16 protein-coding genes are annotated in these 15,265 nt (G+C 46.0%); 8 read left to right on the top strand and 8 right to left on the bottom strand.

Translation table 11 applies throughout. The features are described 5' to 3' along the window. Position 1: 1 nt before the first annotated feature. The 7 genes from crcB to ACSHX2_RS04270 all read right to left on the bottom strand — a co-directional run bounded on the left by crcB (position 2) and on the right by ACSHX2_RS04270 (position 5,044). Positions 2-388: a fluoride efflux transporter CrcB gene (crcB, locus tag ACSHX2_RS04300; protein ID WP_435690928.1), complete on the bottom strand. Its 387-nt coding sequence runs from the start codon at positions 386-388 to the stop codon at positions 2-4. Positions 389-390: 2 nt separating this feature from the next. Beyond that, positions 391-1,227 carry a metal ABC transporter permease gene (locus ACSHX2_RS04295; protein WP_435690926.1) on the bottom strand — a complete coding sequence of 279 codons (837 nt, stop codon included), beginning with the start codon at positions 1,225-1,227 and terminating at the stop codon, positions 391-393. 3 nt (positions 1,228-1,230) lie between these two features. After that, a complete protein-coding gene (locus ACSHX2_RS04290) occupies positions 1,231-1,995 on the bottom strand; it encodes a metal ABC transporter ATP-binding protein (protein WP_435690924.1) in 765 nt (254 codons plus the stop codon). A 6-nt stretch (positions 1,996-2,001) separates the two neighbouring features. Continuing rightward, the gene (locus ACSHX2_RS04285; RefSeq protein ID WP_435690922.1) at positions 2,002-2,478 is read right to left on the bottom strand and encodes a hypothetical protein; all 477 of its coding nucleotides are present in this window, start codon (positions 2,476-2,478) and stop codon (positions 2,002-2,004) included. Positions 2,479-2,605: 127 nt separating this feature from the next. Further along, entirely contained in the window at positions 2,606-3,262 is a 657-nt protein-coding gene (locus ACSHX2_RS04280) for a phosphoribosylanthranilate isomerase (RefSeq protein ID WP_435690920.1), read from the bottom strand. A gap of 78 nt (positions 3,263-3,340) precedes the next feature. Then, complete coding sequence (locus ACSHX2_RS04275; RefSeq protein WP_435690918.1) at positions 3,341-4,111, bottom strand: hypothetical protein; 771 nt, start codon at positions 4,109-4,111, stop codon at positions 3,341-3,343. A 30-nt stretch (positions 4,112-4,141) separates the two neighbouring features. Continuing rightward, positions 4,142-5,044 (bottom strand): hypothetical protein, encoded by a 903-nt coding sequence (locus ACSHX2_RS04270; RefSeq protein ID WP_435690916.1) that lies wholly within the window; start codon positions 5,042-5,044, stop codon positions 4,142-4,144. Positions 5,045-5,599: 555 nt separating this feature from the next. Here ACSHX2_RS04270 and ACSHX2_RS04265 point away from each other — a divergent pair. The 6 genes from ACSHX2_RS04265 to ACSHX2_RS04240 all read left to right on the top strand — a co-directional run bounded on the left by ACSHX2_RS04265 (position 5,600) and on the right by ACSHX2_RS04240 (position 11,431). Beyond that, positions 5,600-6,349, top strand: coding sequence for a hypothetical protein (locus ACSHX2_RS04265; RefSeq protein ID WP_435690914.1), 750 nt, complete (start codon positions 5,600-5,602; stop codon positions 6,347-6,349). Positions 6,350-6,447: 98 nt separating this feature from the next. Next, a complete protein-coding gene (locus tag ACSHX2_RS04260) occupies positions 6,448-7,869 on the top strand; it encodes a hypothetical protein (RefSeq protein WP_435690912.1) in 1,422 nt (473 codons plus the stop codon). A gap of 56 nt (positions 7,870-7,925) precedes the next feature. After that, positions 7,926-9,074 (top strand): hypothetical protein, encoded by a 1,149-nt coding sequence (locus tag ACSHX2_RS04255; protein WP_435690910.1) that lies wholly within the window; start codon positions 7,926-7,928, stop codon positions 9,072-9,074. 6 nt (positions 9,075-9,080) lie between these two features. Further along, complete coding sequence (locus tag ACSHX2_RS04250) at positions 9,081-9,740, top strand: ATP-binding cassette domain-containing protein (protein WP_435690908.1); 660 nt, start codon at positions 9,081-9,083, stop codon at positions 9,738-9,740. After that, the gene (locus tag ACSHX2_RS04245; protein ID WP_435690906.1) at positions 9,679-10,812 is read left to right on the top strand and encodes a hypothetical protein; all 1,134 of its coding nucleotides are present in this window, start codon (positions 9,679-9,681) and stop codon (positions 10,810-10,812) included. The genes ACSHX2_RS04250 and ACSHX2_RS04245 overlap by 62 nt, the downstream gene beginning before the upstream one ends. Next, positions 10,799-11,431, top strand: a complete 633-nt coding sequence (locus ACSHX2_RS04240) for a DUF1461 domain-containing protein (protein ID WP_435690904.1) — start codon at positions 10,799-10,801, stop codon at positions 11,429-11,431. The genes ACSHX2_RS04245 and ACSHX2_RS04240 overlap by 14 nt, the downstream gene beginning before the upstream one ends. Here ACSHX2_RS04240 and queA read toward each other — a convergent pair. Continuing rightward, on the bottom strand, positions 11,428-12,408 hold the full coding sequence (gene queA / locus ACSHX2_RS04235) for a tRNA preQ1(34) S-adenosylmethionine ribosyltransferase-isomerase QueA (RefSeq protein ID WP_435690902.1): 981 nt from the start codon (positions 12,406-12,408) through the stop codon (positions 11,428-11,430). The two genes, ACSHX2_RS04240 and queA, sit on opposite strands and share 4 nt — an antisense overlap. 71 nt (positions 12,409-12,479) lie before the next feature. Here queA and ACSHX2_RS04230 point away from each other — a divergent pair, with 71 nt between their 5' ends. Together ACSHX2_RS04230 and ACSHX2_RS04225 are read left to right on the top strand one after the other, a co-directional pair. Next, complete coding sequence (locus ACSHX2_RS04230; RefSeq protein ID WP_435690900.1) at positions 12,480-14,594, top strand: glycosyltransferase; 2,115 nt, start codon at positions 12,480-12,482, stop codon at positions 14,592-14,594. Positions 14,595-14,624: 30 nt separating this feature from the next. After that, the gene (locus ACSHX2_RS04225; protein ID WP_435690898.1) at positions 14,625-15,218 is read left to right on the top strand and encodes a trimeric intracellular cation channel family protein; all 594 of its coding nucleotides are present in this window, start codon (positions 14,625-14,627) and stop codon (positions 15,216-15,218) included. The last annotated feature ends 47 nt before the right edge of the window (positions 15,219-15,265 follow it).

The following is a 15,265-nucleotide window of genomic DNA, read 5'->3' as shown; positions in this document are numbered from 1 at the left end:
GTTAGAATTGTGATGTAACCTGATAGCCGATCACACAGAGGAGTAGGCCTAACAATAGCGTGCCGATGGAGTAGAGCCCAGCACTAAGATAGGCTTGGTTCTGAAGCAGGATCTGGGTATCTAGCGTGAATGAGGAAAAGGTGGTGAACCCGCCAAATAGCCCAGTGACGAAGAGTGGGTGGATCCATTCGGGGTGATGAGATTTTAGCCAGCCGTAGCTACTGCCTATTAGTAAACAACCAATCAGGTTACATGCGAAAATTCCCCAAGGGAAATTGATCGAGTCAGGGTTTGCCGTTTTTGAGTTAACAAAGGTGGATAAGCTGAATCGAGCGGTAGCTCCAAGGCCGCCGCCAAGGAAGATCATTAGAAGTTGCGTGAAGGCCATGGCTATTTCTTTAGCACACCATGGCGTGGGCTGAGAAGGAAAGAGAGAAGAAAGATGGTGCCTAACATGATAATGATAGCAGGACCGGCTTGTATATCGATGAGCTGGGCTACAAATATTCCTGAGATACTGGTGAGGCAGCCGATGATAGCTCCACCCCAGAAAATGGCAGCAGTGCGATCTGTGTAGAGTGACATAATAGCTGCTGGAGCTACTAAGAGGCCTACTGAAAGGATGGTTCCCACTGCTTGGAGTGACGTTACCAACATGAAAATAAGGAGGGTGAAGCTCAGGTATTGCATGCAGCGAGTAGGCACGCCTTGTGCTGCCGCGACGTTGGGCTCAAACAAGGTGAGTAGCATGGGGCGCATGAAGAGGTTAGAGAGGACGAGGGTGATAGCGCTCACGATGAAGACGAGTTGGAGGTCTTGTTCTGAAATGTGGATGATGTTTCCAAACAGCCAGTCGTGAATACTGGTGGCAACAGGTAGGTGGGGGAGTAGAGCTATACCAATGGCGAATGCGGTGGTGTAGATGATCGACAGCGCTGTATCTTGGTGGATGCGCGAGTTGCGGCTCACGACTGTGGATCCAAGCCCTACTGTAAGACAGGCAAAGAGAGCGCCGATGAAGGCGTTGGCTTGAGTGAGTTCTTGAGTGATGAGTATGGCAATGGCGATGCCAGGAAGCATGGTGTGTGAAAGTGCTGATACGGAGAGAGCATTCCGACGCAGGTTGACAAAACCGCTGAAGAAGCCGTTAGCAAAACCAATGAGCGCTGCGCCGATAAGAGCATTTTGCAGAAAAGGGTTATCTGCAATGTTGAGGAAATTGTTCATTGCTTAGTGCGCGAAAGTGGCGCTGAGCTTGTCTTCGGTGATGAGTTCATCGCAAGTTCCAAAGCCATGCGAGCTCTTGTTTACAAGGAGGACTTGGTTGAAATGAATTTTCACTGTCGCCATGTCATGGTGAGAGGCGATGATTAATCGACCTTCTAGGGCCAGCTTCTGGAGGAGATCGGCTAGTGTCTCAGAGGAAGGTCGGTCAAGGCCGGTGAATGGCTCATCTAACAATAGGACATGGGCTTCCTGTGCTATGGCGCGAGCTAGGAATGCGCGTTGTTGCTGGCCGCCTGAAAGTTGTTTGATTTGACGATGCTGAAGGTCTACTAGGTCGAGTGACTCTAGAGCTTTGTCGACTGCTTCGGTGTCTTTTTTAGCGAAGTGTTTCCACATGCCGAGCTGTGGGTAGCGGCCCATTTCTACCAGTCCACGAACGGTGATCGGGAAGTCCCAATCGACTTCTTCACGCTGAGGGAGGTAAGCGAACTCCTTGGACCATTTTTTGATCTGTGTGCCACGCCAGCTAATAGTTCCCTTTGATTTCTTAACGAGACCAGCAATAGCTTTGAGGAGGGTGGACTTTCCTGCGCCATTCGGGCCAACGAGCGCTACGCGATTACCGCAGGAGGTATTGAGTGAAATGTCCTGCAGGGCAGTGATGTCGCGGTACTGTACGTAAAGCTGATCGATCACGAGATCGTGGTGATCGTGATGGTGTGCACAACAACTATGTTCGGAGGTGTCGATAAGGACGCTTTCTAACAATGTGAGTTACCAAGCAAAGTCAGCGATGTCAGAAATGTTGCCATCGTTGCGGAGAGTCTTGCTACGTGAAGCATGTTTTGCTGGGCTGACGATGATTTCGATCATATTCATTTCAGCTGGGTTTTCCCATTCGACGTCGATTTGGAGTTCCACATTATGGCCGTCAAGGCTGACGATTCCAGAGCCAGTCCATTCTGGGGAGTCAAACTCACTTGCCATGAGGATCTCCTTTTCGGTGGAGGGTTGGGAAATAGAGAGAGACTTGGGTGTCGATGAGAAATAGATTTCGAAGAATGTCTCTAGCGCTGAGTCATCGTGACCACCATTGGAGGCAGGGGCTTCATGGTTGTGGCCATGGTGATCTGCGTGTTCGCCAGGTTGTGGCTTAGGATCTTCGGGAAGCAAGATGGTGCGCATGCCCATGTAGAGTCCTAAGAGAACAAGGATTGTGATGGCGGTGGCGATAATCGGTGAACCTTTCACTTTTCTAATGTGTTATGTTTTAGATGTTACATTTGCGAGGGAGGAGGTGACTCAGCAAAAATTGTGGGAGTAGTGACTCTCGTAAGTATTCGTAAAATTGGTGGCTCAAAGTTGCAAGACAATTGCGTTATTGAGCTGAGTTGATTGCGTTTTTGATAGCTCGGATTTTTTCAAAATCCTTGATTCCAGGGGCAGATTCCGAGCCCGATGCGAGATCGAGCGCAGCTGGGTGAACTACTGAGGTGGCTTCAGCTGCATTGTCCGCGGTGATGCCACCTGCGAGTAAGACTGGAAGGTTGGGGTTAGCCTTGATGAATTCGCTGGCAAGATTCCAGTCAAAGGTGTCACCGGTGCCGCCGTAGACTCCTGGGGCATGAGCGTCCAAGAGGATCGCAGTTGCCTTATAGTCATGGATATTTGCTAAAGAATCTGCGTTTTTTACACCAATTGCACGGATGAAGGGATGTCCTTTCTCGGCGAAAGGTGCGCAGTATTCTGGTGTCTCATCACCGTGAAACTGCGCGACGTCGATCACGTCATTTTCTAGTAGTTCTAGTACTTCAGCCGCCGGGGCATTGACGAAAACGCCAACTCGCAAGATCCTTCCTTTTAGAGCGGGGAGGAACTCGGCAGCCTTTACGGGTGCGAGGTAGCGTTTTGATTTTGGCCAGAAGTTTACTCCGAGCGCGGGGATTCCTTCAGTTACAAGTCGGCGTGCATCAGATTCGAGAGTGATACCACATACCTTCAGTGAGGTGGTGGCTGGCTGGAGGAAGTCGTGCATTTACTGAGGCGTTTAGTTTAATAAAAAAGCACATCACGTAATGATGTGCTTTGAAGTCTGATTGTCGATAAAGCTTATCTAGTCAACAGAGTTAACTAGTTCAATTCTAAAGAACCCTTCTTCGATCCTGTCCTCAGTTCTGAAATCTGAGGTATTTACTGCAGGCATCCAGTCCGAGTCTCCGTCAATGAATCTAAGGCTGGCTTGTTCTTCAGCAGTAGGTCGTCTAAATGTAATAGAATAAACTGAAGCATCTAGGATGTAGGTTCCTCCCATAGTTCCGCTAATCTGATCACCTCGATCTGATTGGACGCTATGAGTCCAAGTGAGATTGTTGACAATTAGAATTTCATTGTCACTAGTATTTACGGTTAATCCCGCCCCACTCGGGTTGAGTATATTCGCGATCTCTGTGAGTTCATCATTAGTGAAGTCAGCTGTATCTCTATGGAGTAGATCTCTTAGTCTATTGCCTAATACTGTTCCTGTTCCGAAATCTCCAATATTGCTGTAGAGGGAAATAGGTAGTCTCGTTTCACTTTCAGATCCAGGGACTCCAGTGACTACGAATAAGTATTCACCAGATTTAGTGTACTCGTATGTAGTGTCATTAGCGAAAGTGTCTCCATTAGTGCTAAATGTAAGTAGGTCGGTGTAGGCGTCTGCATTGGTGTCAGTGTTCCATATGATTACGTCACCGAGGCTTATGCCACTGGGTTCGAGGCTTTCAGCTCTTAGGCTGTCGCGTTCTTCTACAGTAAGGTCGCTCTCGCCATCACCACTGCAGGATAAAATTGCTGTAAGGCATGTGACGGAAATGAAGGATGCTATAATTGGTCTAATTTTCATTGCAGTAATATACTGTGTTTTGAGCTTTTCTTAGTCGAGTTCGTTGAGGCGGATGATGAATGTGCCTTCTTCAATTTCATTCTCGATGATGTCTGCTCCAGTTCTCACATCGTGGTAGAGGTCGAGGTAGTCTTTGTCGTTACTTTCAAGGAAAGTGATTTGCTGCCACTCGTCGAGTACGGTGTACTGACCTGTAATAACTGGGTTGTTAGAGTCTAAATTGGCGTTGGTGGAGTCAATATTATAAAGGGATATAGTTCTGGTTCTTCTTACTGCTCCGGGGCTGCCAATGACATAAGTATCTCCTACGAGAACTTCGCTGAGTAATGTGGCTGCGATACCAGCAGTACTAATAGCGTCAATGATAGTGTTGTCTCTTGATGTGACGTTGCCACCTCCATTGATTGCGTCATCAAGCGATTGGGCGATTGATGAGTTGTTTTGGATTGCCTCCATTCGTGGAATGAAGTCTGTTAAACGTGTGAATTCGTGTTCAAATGCGTACTGTATAACTGCAGATGTTTGAGTTGAAACAGCTCCGTCATCAGTTCCCTCACCAATGGATGTAGAGTAGAGATAGCGAAATGTATCTTCTTTAACTGGGAAATAAATACTTCCGCTAGTAGCACCTTGTCTAAGGTAGGTTGATGACTCCGTGTTAAATGTACCTAGAGGAATTTCTTCTAAAAATGCACCCACTTCTGTTAAAATTGGGGTGAAAGTGATGGTTTCTCCAGATTCTAGTCTGTAGGGGAAGCCAGGCGTTCCTGTGGGGTTGCTTTGAGCTTCTGATAAACTAAGGCCGCGCTGAGTGATGTTGCTTAACTCTTCATCAGTTTCGTCTTCAGGGTTGCCGCTATCGCAACCCACAAGAAAAGATAAACCCAGAACGAGGCCGATAAGAGGGAGTGGTTTTAAAATGCTAGTATCCATATTGTGGTTCAGAATTTATGTGAGTAATGTAAATAGCTAACAAGGAAAGATTGTCAAAATCTATTCTTAGAATTACTGAATGAGCTTTGTGTTGTTAAACTGCCATGGTGGGTAGCGCTGCACTTTTTTGGTTTGGATGGAAATCGGAAATTCAGGGATTCAGTTGAGAAATGGCGCAGATTTGGTTCTCGTAGTATTTATTTCATCAGCTTCTACATCATGAGATGACATCTTTAAACAGCTCAAGCATGACTGGCGAAGTCACATAGCTAATCAAACTTTGAAAGAGTCGCGTTCTCTGAAGTCGATTTTCGATCCAATGTCACATGAAGAAGAATTTCTAAGTTAGCGCTAGCTGTTTATCGTAGATGTCAAAAACGCCCTGGTAGAAAAAGATCAAGCAGTATCTTCTACAGTAACTAACTACTTGGAGTTCTTCCATGTAGAAGTAATCGAGTATAGAATCATATGGTTTTTTATTTTGACAATGGTGGTTACATGACGACATATCTGCATCCCTCACTTTTTTTGAGGTGCAAACTAGAGTATTTGTTTATGAAATTTATTAAGAAACTTTTTGTATCGCCACTATTGTTGGGAGTGTTCCTGTTATCATCCTGTGACTCCGATCAAGTGAGTGATGAAGTAAAAGATGTACTAGATGCTAGAGATGATACCGGGCAGTACGTTCCCCAGTCCCTCAATGCTGGTGATGTCATTACAGTCGATGTGGCTGGTTCCACATATACCGTCACAATTCAAGATGAAAACTATGCCTCACTAGACGGTCCCAGTGGTTTGAGCTTTTCATTTTGGGAGTATACATTCGAGGCTGAAGAAGATGAGTATGCCTCATTTACTTCATTTGCTTTTACTGACCATTTTGACTACGATACCGATAATATTTTAGAAATTGATTATTACGAAAATGAAACTGGGGATTACGGTAGTGACCTTGATGATATAGAAGATGTACTGGTTGGGTATTTGGATGATTATCTAGCATCTAGTGATACTGCCGCATTGTCAGATTTTGCAGATAATGCAGCTCTGGCAGTATATTTTAATTCGGTTTCGTCTGATTTTTTTGAGAATATGGTGTTCTCAGTTAATTCGGATACTGGAAACTTGATTCTATACAATGGTTTTGGTTTTGATTTTGATTCTGAATCTGGATCTGTGTTTGTAATTCGAGCGATGAATGTGTATTCACTTGGGGCGACAACTCCAGACATTGAAATTTATAGCTACATTAGCGTAGTGAATGCTGATGACGCAGTGATTTCAGTGCTTTCTGTTGATTAATTAGCAGAGTAGTAATCTATATTTATAGCTCGTGCATGCGCACGAGCTTTTTTTGATTGAGACCACCTTGTTGTTCTGTAGAGTATATAAATAAGAGGATGAGCATTAGTAGTAAGGATCTAAAAATTCTCTTTTGGCTGATCAGTCTTACTTTGCTCACATCTATTCAGGTGTCTTGCTATGTGATGACGTCTCCAGAAAAAAGAGTCTCAGATAATAGAGGTGAAATTGAAGAGAGTTTCCAAAAAGAACTGAGAAGGCAGATGGCGGGTGCTGATGGTGGTGAGCTGAAAGTAAATTGGAATCAAGCACTAGAAAAAATGTACATGGATAATCCGCGGCTACTGCAGGCGGATTTTAAAGTTGAGGATGCCGTTAATCAGCAAAAACGCGTATGGACGGGTTTAATTCCTTTAGTTTCTGTTGGAGTTAGTGATTCTTTTGAGCTTGAGAATATTGATGAGGCCTTTGATGATATTAATCTACGTGTGTATTCATATTTGCCGTTGGGAGAAGTAGTACGGTTACCGAAGCAGATATATACAAAAAAACTTCTCTACATGGGCTCGCAGCTAAATGCTGAGCAGACTATGCGCCAAGAAGTGATCGCCTTATACCGATTATTCCAGCGTCAGTATTTATTAGAATTAGAGAAGCGAGCCATTATGTTAGAAGGGGAATTGACTAAAGGCTTGGTTAATCTTGAAGACGCAGACGCTCTGAAATTACGTGCAGATTATCTTGTGGCCTATCAAGAATGGGAGACTCGCTATGAGGATTGGCGGATCGAGATTGGAGATTTTTTTATGAGTGATTATCGGAAGGTTGAACTAAATTACCGTAGTTTACCTGATATTTCCTATAGGACATCCGAGTTAGATTTTACAGATTCTGGGCGCTGGGGTATGCTACAGCTCAATTTATTAGCACTGGAAAAAATCTCTGAGGATGCAGAGATTTTAGATACCTATCTGCGTTTCTTTCCTAGCCCTAATTTTAATGTGACAGCTCCCCCACTCTATAGTGATACAGCAAATAGTAGCTTCGATCCTGAGGAAATTAGTTTTGGTCCATCTCTGAATTGGTCGATTGATACTCGAGGGACTGTTTCAGAACAGTTGAACCGAATTAAGAGAGAGAAACCTTTGAGTGATTGGCGAAAGGATAAACGTAAAAGAGAGGAAATTAGTAAGCTTGTAAAGGGGAAGCAGAGTTTGTTGGAGATACAAACAGAGTTAAAGAAGTTGCGTTCTGCAATGAAAGGGTACAGAAAAGCTGTACAGAGCGGGTTAGTGGATGATCCGCGTAAAGCTATGCGTACGATGCGCTCACTTAGGGAGCGTGAAGTTCGATTGGCTGCAAAAGAAATTGAAATTTACACTTCGTTCTGGTTGATCGATGAATCTCGATGGGCTAAGACTACTAAGCGTTGGCAAGAAACTCGTGTGATTCGTGCAAAACAGCGTAAGAAAGATCGTGTTAGCCAAGAGAAAGAGCAAAAGGAAATTAGCAAACGATGAAGCTAGGATGTCCATTAAGAAATATTGTTAGCGTTTTAGTGTTGTTAGCACTGTTTTTGTTATCTTCATGTAGTAAAGAGACAGTGGATGATGAATCTAAGCTTATTGAGAAGGAGGCTTTTGTCTGGAGTTGGCGGGATTTTGAGAAGTCTAACGAAATTTCACTACAGTCCCTATCCGTCGATATTCAACCCAAGCGCTCATTGGAGGTAAAGAGTGAAGCCGCAGGGATACTCACTCTGGAGATTGAAGGGAATGTGAATACAGTTTCTAAAGATATGCGTTTTGCTCGTATGGATGTGGATTCTCTTGCTGAACAGAGAGAGAGACTCACTATTCAAGAGGAGAAACGCTTATTAGAAGATATGCGTGCTGAGAAATTAGATCTCCCTGAACAAAAACGTCTAGCTAAGGAAGAGCTCCTAGAAGCTCGACGTAAGGTGAGGCTTCTAGAACTTATACTAGAAAATCCAGCTATGGAGGAAATGTCTGCAGAGCTTTTTGGTGGAGATATAGGAGCTGTTTCGGACGCTTCACTCAAGGAGGCTAGAGATGCGCTTTCATTGGCCGAGAGCAAGGTGGCTTGGGCTGATGAATATGATGAGAAGTTACGTAAAGGCCAGTTACGTCTACAGGAAATGGACTTTGCTGAAAGTGAACGTACTTATTTACAGGCAAAAGACCGCTCCGTCTATACTGCTCCATTCCAAGGGGAGCTTCGATTAGAGGTAGAGTATGTGGAAGGGCAAACTGAATATACTGTTACAGCCCGTGAAACGATCGCGACTTTGAACGATTATTCTGAAATTCACGGTCTTCTCAAAGTAGAAAATGCAGCTTGGATAAACCTCTCACCTCAACGTCTTTACCTACAGCTTCGCGATCGTGACCGTACGATGATGCCATTTTCTGATGATAGGAATGTAAAGGATGAGCGCACACGACGCGAAGAACGATTTTATGTTTTTTCTGTACCTCTATCTGAAGGAGGGTCGCTACGCCGTTTGACTGGGACCCAGATGAAAGGTGATCTTATCTATAAACTACCTGAGCATTGTTATATCATACCTAAGTATGACCTGTCCTTGTATGCGCTTGGGAAATCAGATTCAGTCGATTGGTCGGAGATGGTGGCGGAACTGTGGCCAGGTGCAAAGGTCATTGCAGAGGGCTTGAGCGACGTGGCGATTTCATATCACCCCTAAGATGTTATGCTGAGCTGTGAGGGGATTTACTATCGCTACGGTGCGAAATTGGACTGGGTTTTGAATGACTTTAGCCACAGCTTTGCGCCAGGAGTGCACCTTATTAAGGGGTATTCGGGTTGTGGTAAATCGACTCTTTTAAGGATTTTAGGAGGCTACCTACCACCAATAAAAGGGAAGATTTCGGTGGCTGGTTACAGCAAACCTAATAGGAAATTTCAGCGTGAGGCTTTAGGTTTTGTCTTTCAGCAATTGAATCTTTTACCATTGGCTTCAATCGAAAGAAACTTGCAGTTAGCTGGTGCGCTTGCTGGTATTTCGAAACTGCAACGGGAGGAAAATGTATTGCGCTTTATGACTGAGCTCGGTTTGGAGGGGTTTATGAAACGTTTACCAGGTTCCATGTCTGGTGGACAACAGCAACGAGCTACAATTGCAAGAGCGCTTATTAAGGAGCCTGAGGTTCTTTTGTTAGATGAGCCTACGTCGGGCCTAGATGACCTCAATACCGAGGTTATTATAAAGGTTTTAGAAAAGTTTATTAAAGGTGGTGAGCGAGTCGCTGTGATTTGTACTCATGACCAACGATTAGATAAAATTGCGGATGAAATCTTGGATTTTAACAAGTTCTTACCTGTGGAAAGACACTTGGAAGCGTTGGTTTGAGCAACCAGGTAGCGTGTTAGCACGCTGTTTGGTAACTCTTATCATGGTCTTTCTTTCAGTGATTTTCTTGGTTGCTATGCGCGTCCAAGTAGAGCGCCTCCGTGCGGAGGTGAGCAAGTTTGGTTTGGATAACATGCTAGTCGTTGAGACTGTGTCATCGCAAGACCTACAGCTGGAGGCACCGGAAGGAAGATTTAGGGAGTTGAATAAGTGGGGTGACTTATTGACGGTAAAAAAGCTTTTAGTGTCTGCGCGCAGTGGCTCGGGAGATAGATATGGAGTGGTCTCCTATGATGACTACGATATGAGCGGGCTGGTTCAATACCTACGATATGGGTACTCGACATTTATTCTAAGCAATAAGTTGCCAGAAGGATTGCTTGTGGATTTAGAGTTAGTAAATCAGCAAGTGCGTGGTGTTGTTCTTAAGCCTGATGATGTGGCAGCTCAACTGCTTCAGGGAAATACACTGTTTGTGCCTTCTGTTGAGGTTCAAGAAATTGAAGACAAGGGGTATACTAAGGTGTACTACCTTAAGAGAAGAGAGGGCGCGCCTTCGATTGAACAACTCACAGACGCAGTTTACGATCAGGTCAAGCGTGATGGGTATGGGAAAGTGGATATCCGTAGTGCTGCTGCGATGAAGCAAAAGTTAGAAAAGTTGGAGAAGCAGCAAGGCGCTATGCGTGTGGGGATGGCATTTGCTCTTGGTGGAGCGGTAGCTTTGATTTATGGAACTCTGTCCGTGTTAGAATTCCGTCAGAGCATGTATGTTAGCGCTCTGATGAGGAGTTTCGGCGTGTCGCGCTTCTTTTTGGGAATGCGGACTTTGATAGAAAACTTGCTGATTGTGAATGTGGTGTCGCTTACGCTGGTTTATGCGCTCTCCACATCTTACCAAAGTCTCTTCAAGGTGCTTCGTCTCAATTTAGATGAGGGTGTAGACCCATCTAGTTACTTTTGGGGGCAGGAAACTATCTGGGTTTTGATGGCGGCTAATTTGGGTGTCCTTATGAGCTGTGTTCCAGTGTTTTGGGCGATGCGTAAGGAGGTCGGAGATGTGTTGGACTAAGAGGTTACTTAGAGTTCTATTCGTATACGTTCTTGCTCCGCTCAGTATGTTGGTGATGTTGTTAGGTGGGAGTTTGTTAGTAGTCGCGAGTCCAGTGCTTTGGTCTGAAGTGTATGAGGCTCCTTCAACTGTTGGACAATATGCTCAAGAGGACGGTGAGCTTATCGCTGCGCATTTGTGGACTGACAGAAGCTATGATGATGTTTCCTCTGAATTACAGGGGGGGAGATTAGTTCAAAGAGAAGTGGTGCATTATGAAGACTTACAGGAGAAGTTTTCTCACCTAAAGCTTGTTGTGTTATTTAGCGCATTGATTACTTTTGCTTCCTTTGCATTCAAAGAGAGAAACAGAATCGTAATAGCCTCAGTGTCTTGGCTTGTTGGTATTGCTGCGGTAGGTGGTATATGGTCGATGTACAATTGGCGTGGAATGTTTCGCGCACTGCATTGGTGGATTTTTCAAGACGACTCATGGATACTCCCATGGAGGTGCTATAGTCTACGACTCTATCCTTATTCAGTATGGAAAGAAGCGATGGTGTGGATGGTCGTACTGAGCCTTACTGGCTATGTTGCTATTTGGCTCTTTGCTCGAGTCGTTAGCAGAAAACTAAGCTAGAGAATTAGCATGCAGTCGCCGTAGCTGTAGAATCGGTAACCTTCTTGCACCGCTTCTTTATAGGCCTTCATGATGAGGTCTTTGCCGGCGAAGGCGCTGACGAGCATGATGAGAGTACTCTTAGGAAGGTGGAAGTTGGTGAGGAGGCGATCGACGACTTGAAACTCGAAGCCTGGATAGATGAAAATGTCTGTTTCTCCGCGGCTTTCGGCGAGCGTGGCAGATTCCCTGCCTAGACTTTCTAAGACGCGGGTGCAGGTGGTTCCTACGGCGGTGACGCATTTTGCTTGGTTGATGCGCTCGGCGGTTTCTGCAGAAATAGAGAAACGCTCGGAGTGCATGTCGTGGTCTTCGATTTTCTCCGCTTTGACTGGGCGGAATGTGCCGATGCCGACGTGTAGCGTGAGGAAGGTATGATCAATTTTTTCTAGTACTGCTGGGGTAAAATGAAGACCGGCGGTTGGAGCTGCGATTGCGCCTTCTTCCTCTGCGAATACGGTTTGGTAGCGGTCTAGATCAGCTGTGTCACTGTCACGTCCCATGTAGTGAGGGAGGGCGAGCGAGCCGTGTTCATGGACGTCAACAAACTGGTCCCACTCAATGAGACGATTTCCATTTTCAAGAATCTCGACCACTGTACCGACGGCGTCGCCGACTTCGACTGTGCGGCCAACTTTCATCTTTTTTCCGGGGCGCACCATGCATTCCCAGAGTTGTGGGTTTGGGCGGTCAGTGACGACGAGTTCTATAGACTCATCGTTTGAGAATATACGAGCGGGGATGACTTTGGTGTTATTAAGAACCAGAAGATCGTCTTCGGAGAAATAGTCGTGAATGTCTGAGAACTTGCGGTGCTCTATTTTTCCTGAGTCACGGTGAATAACGAGCATGCGCGAGCCGCTGCGGTTTTGCAGTGGGCGGCTGGCGATGAGTTCATCTGGGAGATGAAAGTCGAAATCGTCGGTGCGTAAGCTCATGGCTGCGAGTGAAGCTAGAAATGGGGAAGATTCAATATTGAAGTGTCTCGCTATGGCTTTAGTCTCACGCTGTGATAAAAGCTCACAAGCAACGCCTTCGAGTAGATGGAAAATTTTTCCAGCTCGATGGTCGTCGGCATTTTTTGAAAGCGGTGACTTATGGGCCATTTCCTGAGCCTCAACTAAATAATGCTGAGGAGTTTCAGAAAATGAAGGCTCTAGGGATCAATGCGATTCGTGTGTACACATCACCGAACTTGGAGCTATTAGATGCCGCGAGCGAAGCGGGTTTGTTGGTTTTTGTGGGATTTGATTGGCAATGGAGTCGGGTGTTTCTCGAGGGGGCGGATCAAGTTGTTTTTGAACAGGCTAAGCAGGATCTGAAGAAAGAATTAGCTCAATGGGGGCAGCACCCAGCTGTGGCTGCTTGTTTTGTGGCTAATGAGATTCGGCCTGATATCGCGAATTGGTCAAACCCTGTAAGCGTGCGCGAGGCTCTGGAGGAGCTGATCGAGATAGTGAAGATGGAGACTCCGCATTTACTAGCAGCTTATGCGAACTACCCGAGTTCTGAATACTTGGAGCCGTCTAATGCTGACTTTACTGCAGTTAATGTGTATCTTGAGAATGCCGAAAATTTTCAATCTTACCTTAGACGCTTACATCATTTAGCCGGGGATAGGCCGGTCCTCATTTCTGAATTTGGTGCGGACAGTGAGAGTTTGGAATTGGAGCGGCAAGCGGAACTGCTGCGTTGGGCTTTGCATTCATCCCAGTCAGAAGGAATGGCGGGGTGGACCTGTTTTAGCTGGTCTGACAAATGGCTGATAGCTGGTGAGGCCGACACGCAATGGGGCTTTGGACTGAGTGATCGCAGTGGGGAGCTCAAACCTGCCGCCTCAGTTTTGTCGGAACATTGGGTTCCAGCTTTTCCGATGCCTATGATTTCGGTGATTATATGTGTGTATAATGGCGCTGACAGAATAGGCGAAGCAGTGGCTTCATTAGAGGCTTTAAATTACCCGAACTATGAAGTGATCGTGGTAGATGACGGCTCAAGTGACGCTACAAGAGATGTGGTTAGAAGCTACTCCTATGCAAGATTAGTAGAAGCTAGGCATGGAGGATTGAGTGCTGCTAGAAATTTAGGGGCCAGCATGGCGAGGGGTGAAATACTCAGCTATACCGATGATGATTGTGTGGTCGACCAAGACTATCTCTTTTGGTTGGCGAAGTCCTATGCCGAGAATGGCTGGGATGCCTGTGGTGGGCCCAATATTCCGCCGAAAGCGATTATTGAAGATGAGGCAGTGGTGGCGAGTGCGCCTGGAGCTCCAAGCCACGTGATGCTGAGTGATTCAGAGGCTGAGCATATTCCAGGATGCCATTTATCGGTGACTAAAAAAGCGTTCGATGCGATTGGTGGGTTTCGTGCTCAATACCGTGTAGCGGGGGATGATGTGGATTTTTGTTGGCGATTACGTAATGGAGGTTTTGTGATCGGTTTTCACGGTGCGTCGTTTGTTTGGCACAGGCGTAGGACGCGTCTTAAGAATTATTTTAGACAGCAACGTGGTTATGGGAAGGCTGAGGCCTTACTGATGAAGGACCATCCTGAGAAATTTCGTAGAGGTTCAGGCGCGCGCTGGGAAGGGTGTGTCTACACTGGTGCAGCTGCTTCAGCATCAGATGGCTCTGTGATTTATCACGGTCCAGCGGGGCTAGCTGGATATCAATTATTCTGGAATCCAGTGATGCCGATGCGTTTGTTAGATCGTGACTTTCGTTATCCGCTGGTTCAGCTGAAACTATTGTTGGCGTGTCGCTTACAACCGATTGTTAGAAAATGGTCGCGGCGGCACTATGGGCGTGAGGAGATTGCTAAGCTAAAAGTTGAGGAATGCGAAGCTGCGGCGACGGTGGTTCAGGCTGGAGAGTGCCGTGAGATACTGTTGCCTATATTGCAGTCAGAATATCGAGGAGAGGTTTTACAGCATTTGTTGAATTCCGGGTGGCGTCATGCTGGTGATTATGAGGCATGGGATCTCTCGAGAGGAGAAATGAAAGCTGTGCTGGTGAGCGAATTACTCGGTCGTAATGCTTGGCGAGTACGCGTGCGATTCCTCGCGCCGATTACTGACTTACAGAGATTGGAGAGAGAATTGATAGAGGTGGTCGCTTGCTGATTTTGTGTTAGGGTCGCCTCTAGAATCATTATGTTTTACCTCTGGGATATCATTGGGACGTTCATCTTCTGTGTTTCTGGTGCTCTCGCCGGGAAGCAATTGAAGATGGATTACTTAGGGCTTTTCTTGCTAGCTCTGATCACTGGTGCCGGTGGCGGTGTGCTACGTTCAATCTTGTTAGGTGACTTGCCGCCCGTCATCTTGACCTCTCCTGACTATGTCGTGGCGGCAGCAGCGGCAGTTCCTGTTTCGATGCTGTTTGGCAATTTGTGGCAGCGTTACAATCGGCTTGTGAGTATTGTTGATGCTTTAGGTATTGGTATTTTTACCTGCTTGGGGGCTCGTATGGGCGTTGAGCATGGACTGAGCTGGTGGGCCTGTATGGGCTTAGGGATGGTCTCGGCTACTTTTGGTGGAGTGGTGCGAGACATTATTAGAAACGAAGTGCCTCTCATTTTCAGAAAAGAGATCTATGCAACAGCGGCTCTATTTGGCGCAGGGATGGTCCTAACTCTAGATGCTTTTGGAGCGCCTAGTGAGGTGTCTCTCTCGCTTTCAGCTCTGACGACTGCTGTCATTAGACTTTTAGCGATTCGTTATGCGATAAACTCTTCCACTCATTAACGAAAAAACTCCGACCAACAAAGTTGGACGGAGTTTAGGGAAATATT

The organism is Rubritalea sp., from assembly GCF_051252225.1.
GTDB lineage: Bacteria > Verrucomicrobiota > Verrucomicrobiia > Verrucomicrobiales > Akkermansiaceae > Rubritalea.
Note: the sequence above shows the minus strand (reverse complement) of the source record. Positions and strands in the feature narration are given on the sequence as shown.

What these genes read in the sequence shown, in the direction of transcription:
- crcB (WP_435690928.1), bottom strand. Translation starts at nt 388, where the DNA reads ATGGCCTTCACGCAACTTCTAATGATCTTCCTTGGCGGCGGCCTTGGA.
- ACSHX2_RS04295 (WP_435690926.1), bottom strand. Translation starts at nt 1,227, where the DNA reads ATGAACAATTTCCTCAACATTGCAGATAACCCTTTTCTGCAAAATGCT.
- ACSHX2_RS04280 (WP_435690920.1), bottom strand. Translation starts at nt 3,262, where the DNA reads ATGCACGACTTCCTCCAGCCAGCCACCACCTCACTGAAGGTATGTGGT.
- ACSHX2_RS04275 (WP_435690918.1), bottom strand. Translation starts at nt 4,111, where the DNA reads ATGAAAATTAGACCAATTATAGCATCCTTCATTTCCGTCACATGCCTT.
- ACSHX2_RS04270 (WP_435690916.1), bottom strand. Translation starts at nt 5,044, where the DNA reads ATGGATACTAGCATTTTAAAACCACTCCCTCTTATCGGCCTCGTTCTG.
- ACSHX2_RS04265 (WP_435690914.1), top strand. Translation starts at nt 5,600, where the DNA reads ATGAAATTTATTAAGAAACTTTTTGTATCGCCACTATTGTTGGGAGTG.
- ACSHX2_RS04260 (WP_435690912.1), top strand. Translation starts at nt 6,448, where the DNA reads ATGAGCATTAGTAGTAAGGATCTAAAAATTCTCTTTTGGCTGATCAGT.
- ACSHX2_RS04250 (WP_435690908.1), top strand. Translation starts at nt 9,081, where the DNA reads ATGCTGAGCTGTGAGGGGATTTACTATCGCTACGGTGCGAAATTGGAC.
- ACSHX2_RS04245 (WP_435690906.1), top strand. Translation starts at nt 9,679, where the DNA reads ATGAAATCTTGGATTTTAACAAGTTCTTACCTGTGGAAAGACACTTGG.
- ACSHX2_RS04240 (WP_435690904.1), top strand. Translation starts at nt 10,799, where the DNA reads ATGTGTTGGACTAAGAGGTTACTTAGAGTTCTATTCGTATACGTTCTT.
- queA (WP_435690902.1), bottom strand. Translation starts at nt 12,408, where the DNA reads ATGAGCTTACGCACCGACGATTTCGACTTTCATCTCCCAGATGAACTC.
- ACSHX2_RS04225 (WP_435690898.1), top strand. Translation starts at nt 14,625, where the DNA reads ATGTTTTACCTCTGGGATATCATTGGGACGTTCATCTTCTGTGTTTCT.